Origin of the sequence: Pseudomonas sp. Pseusp88, assembly GCF_047303955.1 — a bacterium.
Taxonomy (GTDB): Bacteria; Pseudomonadota; Gammaproteobacteria; order Pseudomonadales; family Pseudomonadaceae; genus Aquipseudomonas.
The window spans coordinates 1-5,844 of record NZ_JBGLYM010000071.1 but is presented as its reverse complement, the minus strand read 5'-3'; the positions used below and the strand labels follow the sequence as shown (position 1 = coordinate 5,844).

Below are 5,844 nucleotides of genomic sequence, written 5' to 3'. Positions count from 1 at the left end.
GGCTTCAGCCGGGAATACGCCTTCCCGGCTGAAGCCGGTCCCACAGAAAAAACACACTCATTCAATAGGTGCTCGCATCGGCCACAACTGCACCACCGCCCACGCCAATTCCAATACCAGAAACCCCACCAGCAAGGTCGTCGCGCCATGCATCAGGGCATAGCCCTGCCACGCCGCAAACAGCAATCTTCCAACCGCGTCATAACGCCCGAACTGCAGTTGCGGATCACGAATCCGCAGCACCGCCCATACGCAGACAATCGACCCCAGCAGGTTGGCCATCAGCATATGCGTGGCCTCGAAAGGTGGCAGCTCACCCCGCAGGTTCAGAGCCTGGCTCAGTGTCGATAGAACGCCGTGCAACGCCATGAAACTCCACGGTGTCGCGAAGGCAGCGGTGATGATCAGGTCATACCAGCCACTGGCTCTTACCACTCGACGATATTGCTCGGCTTGCCACATAACGCGCTCCTGCGGATTTGAGTTTCCAACAGGCTAAAGCCTGGAGTACGCTCCAGGGTCAAGCCCCGAGGAGTCAATCCATGCGCATCGGTGAATTGGCCCAGGCCGCCGCCGTCACCCGCGATACCCTGCGCTTCTACGAGCAACGCGGGCTGATCGCCGCGCAACGCAGCGCCAACGGCTATCGCTATTACCCGGTGGAGATGGTGCAACTGGTGCAGTTCATCAAAACTGCACAGCGCCTGGGTTTCAGCCTGAACGAAATCGGCCAGAGTGTTGCCGAACTATGGAATTCGCCGTCGCCGGATCTGGCGATTGCGCAACTGCTCGAGGACAAACTGGCCTTGATCGAAACCCGCATCGCCGAACTGGGCGAACTGCGCGCCGATATCCGTCAACGCTTGGGCCAGAGTTGCCCGCTCAGTCCTTGACTCCCCTACTTGCCCATCAGGAGAACTTTCATGCCTGCCAATAAAACCGCTTTGATCATCGGTGCCTCCCGTGGCCTGGGCCTTGGCCTGGTGCAGCGCCTGACAGAGCAAGGCTGGACGGTCACCGCCACCGTGCGCAATCCGCAAAAAGCCGACGATTTGAAGGCCGTGCCCGGCGTTCGCATCGAAACCCTCGACATGGACAGCATCGCGTCGCTGAATGCCTTGAGGCTCGCTCTGCAAGGCGAGGTCTTCGATGTGCTGTTCGTCAACGCCGGGATCATGGGGCCGCAGCACCAAAGCGCCGAACAGGCCACTGCCGCCGAACTGGGCCAACTGTTTCTTACCAACGCCATCGCACCGATTCGCCTGGCCGAGCGCTTCGTCCAGCAAGTCCGCCCTGGCAGCGGTGTACTGGCCTTCATGAGTTCCTGGCTGGGCAGCGTCGCCTGCCCGGACGGCGCAGACGCGCCGCTATACAAAGCCAGCAAGGCCGCCCTCAACTCCATGACCAATACCTTCGTTACGCAACTGGGCGAACAGCGTCCGACGGTCCTGTCAATGCACCCGGGCTGGGTGAAAACCGCCATGGGCGGCGACAACGCACCGCTGGATGTCGAGACCAGCACCCGCGGCCTGGTCGAACAGCTCAAGGCCTATGCGGGCAAGGGCGGGCATCACTTTATTGATTATCAGGGCGCGGTGATTCAGTGGTGATGGGGCGTCTGTAATTGCACTGAAGACCGTTGGAGCGAGGCTTACCCGCCAAGCGATCCTTTATCCAGAGCTTCTCGCGAATCTTGAAAACGGCTTTCGCGGGCAAGCCTCGCTCCAACACTCGACAGCTGACACTTGCCCGCTTACCAGGCAAGCACCTAAAATCGCGCCCTCGCCCGCGCTCACCCAAGCACCGGCGACCCTGGATCAGCAGACAGGGCATTACTGAGCTGGCAAACCTGAACCCACTTTCAGAGGAGCCGGCCCATGCCCGCGATCCGCATCTGGTTGAAAAATCCCCTCGCCATCTTTACCGCCAATGACCTCGATGCCCGAGGTGGACTGGTGATCGAAGACGGCGTCATCGTTGAAGTCCTCGGCCTCGGCCAGCAACCTGCGGTGCCCTGCCCTCAGGTATTCGATGCCCGCGAGCATGTGCTGCTGCCGGGGTTGATCAATACCCACCACCACTTCTATCAGACCCTGACCCGGGCCTGGGCGCCGGTGGTCAATCAGCCGCTGTTCCCCTGGCTGAAGACCCTGTACCCGGTATGGGCGCGCCTGACCCCGGAGAAACTGGCCCTGGCCAGCAAAGTGGCGCTGACCGAGCTGTTGCTGTCAGGCTGCACCACGGCGGCGGACCATCACTACCTGTTCCCGGATGGCCTGGAAAACGCCATCGATATTCAGGTGCAAAGCGTGCGCGAACTGGGCATGCGCGCCATGCTCACTCGCGGTTCCATGAGTCTGGGTGAAGCCGATGGCGGCCTGCCGCCGCAACAGACGGTGCAACAGGGCGAGGTGATCCTGGCCGACAGTCAGCGCTTGATCGAGACTTATCACGAGCGCGGCGACGGTGCGCGGATTCAGATTGCCCTGGCGCCCTGCTCGCCGTTCTCGGTGACGCCGCAGATCATGAGCGAGAGCGCCGCCCTGGCGGAAAAGCTCGACGTGCGCCTGCATACCCATCTGGCCGAAACCCTCGATGAGGAGGACTTCTGCCTGCAACGCTTCGGCCTGCGTACCGTGGACTACCTGGACAGCGTCGGCTGGCTGGGGCCGCGTACCTGGCTGGCCCATGGCATTCACTTCAACCCGGATGAAATCCGCCGCCTTGGCGCCGCAGGCACCGGTATCTGCCATTGCCCAAGCTCGAACATGCGCCTGGCCTCCGGTATCTGCCCGACGCTGGACCTGATCGAAGCCGGCGCGCCAGTCGGCCTGGGCGTCGACGGGTCGGCCTCCAACGACGCCTCGAACATGATCCTCGAAGCCCGCCAGGCCCTGTATCTGCAACGCCTGCGCTATGGCGCGCAACGCATAACGCCGGAGAAGGTCCTGGGCTGGGCGACCAAGGGGTCGGCGCAGTTGCTCGGGCGCACTGACATCGGCGAATTGGCAGTGGGCAAGCAGGCTGACCTGGCGCTGTTCAAACTCGACGAGCTGCGTTTCTCCGGCAGCCACGACCCACTGTCGGCCCTGCTGCTGTGTGGTGCTGACCGGGCCGACCGGGTGATGATCGGCGGCCAGTGGCGGGTGATCGATGGGCAAGTGGAAGGGCTCGACCTCAAGGCCTTGATCGCCAACCACCGCCAGGCTGCCGCGCAGTTGATTGCAGGTAGATCGGGAGCACCGGGCTGTGACTGAGTCGATAGCGGGGCATGAGGTCGATCCGCTAGAGTGATCGGCCTCTTCTGCCATCTATCGAGCCCCTGTGACCACGCCGACCCCCACGGATGAAGGTAAAAGCCTGTCTCGCCTGCTGCTGGAGTTGCTATGGCAGCTCATCGTGCTGCTGGTGCCAGTGTTTCTGGTCACGATTCTGCCGCCCCTTGCTGCGTTGCTGGTGGTGCTGGCCTGTGCTGCGGCCATGTGGCTGGCGACGAAACTGGGCTCGCCGGACAGTGGCCGCTTTATCGCCCGCGTGATGTGCGGCGCGGCGTTCGGTCTGGGTTTCAGCGTCGGTCGGGCATTGCCGGGCTATTGGGGGATCTTCGCAGCGATGTTCACCATGGCTGCGGGCTTGGCCAGCGTCGCCATGTGGGAAAAACGCCTGGGCCTGGTCAAGGCGCAGCCCATCAAATCCTCCGGCGGCAGCAGTGCCTGGGGCGGTGACGAGCCGAGCGTTACCCCCGAAGGCCTGCCGATCCGCACCTTCAACCACAGCGAAATCGCCATGGGCGGACCGACCTATTGCGATTACCTGTTCAGCGACGGCGTGCTGTTGCAGGGCCTTGGCTCGTCTGCCCGCTTTTCCAGTGACGGGCGTTATTTCGCCGCCCCCATTCCCTCGCGCAGCAGTTGGAAGCTGATGATTTTCGACCGCATGGCGCGGCGTGCCTACACCTGCGACAACAACCAGTTCTGGGAGCTGGATGAGTTCAACGAGCAGGGCCTCAGTGGCCGGGTCAGTCCGTTGGTGGATAACAGCGCGCGCAAGATTGCCTTGCAGGATTTGCTCAAAGGCGCCGAAGCCGTGGATCTGATCGCCATCGCAGACCTATGGCTGGAGCCCGGCCACTGGCAGGAGCAAATGGCCAGGACACAGATCGACTACCCGCCGCCCCGAGGCGATCTGCACGTCGCAGGGCATCTCTTTCTGCCGTCCAACCTGTGCACATTGCCTGACCCGATCTCCCCCCTGCGCTACCCCGAGTACCGCCTGAGCATTAATGGCGTGCCGAGCCCGATGTTGATCCGCGCCGACTCACCGCTGATCTGGCACCCGGACGGCAGCCACTTCGCCTGCATCGCCCACAGCGACGAGGCGGACAGCGGCGGCTATTGGCTATTTCGCAACGAAGATGGCTGGCGCAAGCTGCCCGACGCCTGGATCAAGCACGATAACGAACCCTCGCTGAACTGGCATGAGCCCCTGGCGCTGGACGATCAGCACCTGTGGATCGACGCCTATCTCGACTACCCGCAACCGGACCATGGCCGCGATGGCTACGGCCTGCATAGCATCCATAGCGATACCGAGACTGAAATCGGACACACACCCCGTGGGCGGATAGTGGTGGGAGAGCGGCCATTGACCCGCGTGCGCCTGGCCATGCCCTTGCACGCCGGGCTGAAGCGCGGCAGCAGCCGCGTCGAATCCCTGCCGTTGAAAAACCGGCAACGCGCCTGGCTCAAATGGCAGTCCGACAATAGCGAGGGGGTGGGCGCCTATCGCTGCCGCATCGGCGACTGGCAATTGCCGGGCTTGTGGCTGCTCGATCATCGAGTCAGTGATTGCGGCGGCTTTCTTGCCCTGCTGCCGTTCAGCGAACCGCCAGCGGTAACGGGACATGTCGTGGTGGTGGACCTGCATGCCCGGACCCTGCTGCAAAGCGCGCCGCTGTTGGTCGCCCGCGTGCTGGACTTCCGCGCTGGCAACCTGACCGTTGCGGCGATACGCGGACGCCTCAGCCGCGACTATGCCACCTCCCCCCTGCGCCGCTTCGATCAGCCCGCGCCGGATGCCGCCAACGCCGCCGAATTCTGCCGCCATCGGGACGATTCAAGGCTGTACTACCAGAGCGTGGAGTTTCAGGTAGAACCCGGCTATCTGCGCCAGTTGCCGCCATGGCGCTTGGTGGAGCAACCTCAGGCGGCGGTGGCCGCTGGCGATTTCGTCCAGGTGGCGCCGGGCAACCGCGATGCCGCCTGGCTGTTCGGCTGCGAGACCGAGTACGCCACCAGTTGGCTACGCGCCCAGTCATTGCGCATGGACGGTTTTCTGCTGACGGCGTCGGGTTGCGCGGTGCAAGGGCTGTCGCCGTCCATGGCCTGGTCCCCGGCCGGGCGTTACCTGGCCCTGACCAGTTTCATTGCGGATAACTACGACCCCTATACCCTCGGCCAGGACACCTGGCGCCTGATGCTGCTTGACGTGCAGGAGCGCACCTTGCGCTATTACCCCAGCTATCTGGACTCGCGCCCGGAGTTCCTTGGTTTCGATCACGACAAGATACGCATCAAGCTGTTTGAGCAAGACTGGGAACCCGAGGACCGGCCCGATCCGTTCCAGACCCTGACCCTCCCCCTCGACGAATTGCTCGCCCTGGACAGCGTGGCGCTGGTTGCGCACAACGGTATCTGGTTGCAGCACACCCATGTGCACTGGGAGCCTTTATGGCGGGCGCTGGACAGTTCGGCGCTGACGCCGTGGCGCAGCCAATGAATTGAAACGCGGGAACGTATGTGGGACCGGCTTTAGCCGGGAATTGCCTTCCCGGCTAAAGCCGGT

5 protein-coding genes are annotated in these 5,844 nt (G+C 63.1%); 4 read left to right on the top strand and 1 reads right to left on the bottom strand.

Annotated features, from left to right (window positions below):
• Positions 1-57: 57 nt before the first annotated feature.
• Positions 58-462, bottom strand: coding sequence for a hypothetical protein (locus ACCD02_RS32370; protein ID WP_413310659.1), 405 nt, complete (start codon positions 460-462; stop codon positions 58-60).
• Positions 463-542: 80 nt separating this feature from the next.
• Between ACCD02_RS32370 and ACCD02_RS32365 the strand changes: the two genes are divergently transcribed.
• The 4 genes from ACCD02_RS32365 to ACCD02_RS32350 all read left to right on the top strand — a co-directional run bounded on the left by ACCD02_RS32365 (position 543) and on the right by ACCD02_RS32350 (position 5,778).
• Positions 543-893: a MerR family transcriptional regulator gene (locus ACCD02_RS32365; protein ID WP_413310658.1), complete on the top strand. Its 351-nt coding sequence runs from the start codon at positions 543-545 to the stop codon at positions 891-893.
• 30 nt (positions 894-923) lie between these two features.
• Entirely contained in the window at positions 924-1,610 is a 687-nt protein-coding gene (locus ACCD02_RS32360) for an SDR family oxidoreductase (RefSeq protein ID WP_413310657.1), read from the top strand.
• A gap of 267 nt (positions 1,611-1,877) precedes the next feature.
• Positions 1,878-3,257: an 8-oxoguanine deaminase gene (locus ACCD02_RS32355; RefSeq protein WP_413310656.1), complete on the top strand. Its 1,380-nt coding sequence runs from the start codon at positions 1,878-1,880 to the stop codon at positions 3,255-3,257.
• A gap of 67 nt (positions 3,258-3,324) precedes the next feature.
• Entirely contained in the window at positions 3,325-5,778 is a 2,454-nt protein-coding gene (locus ACCD02_RS32350; RefSeq protein WP_413310655.1) for a hypothetical protein, read from the top strand.
• The last annotated feature ends 66 nt before the right edge of the window (positions 5,779-5,844 follow it).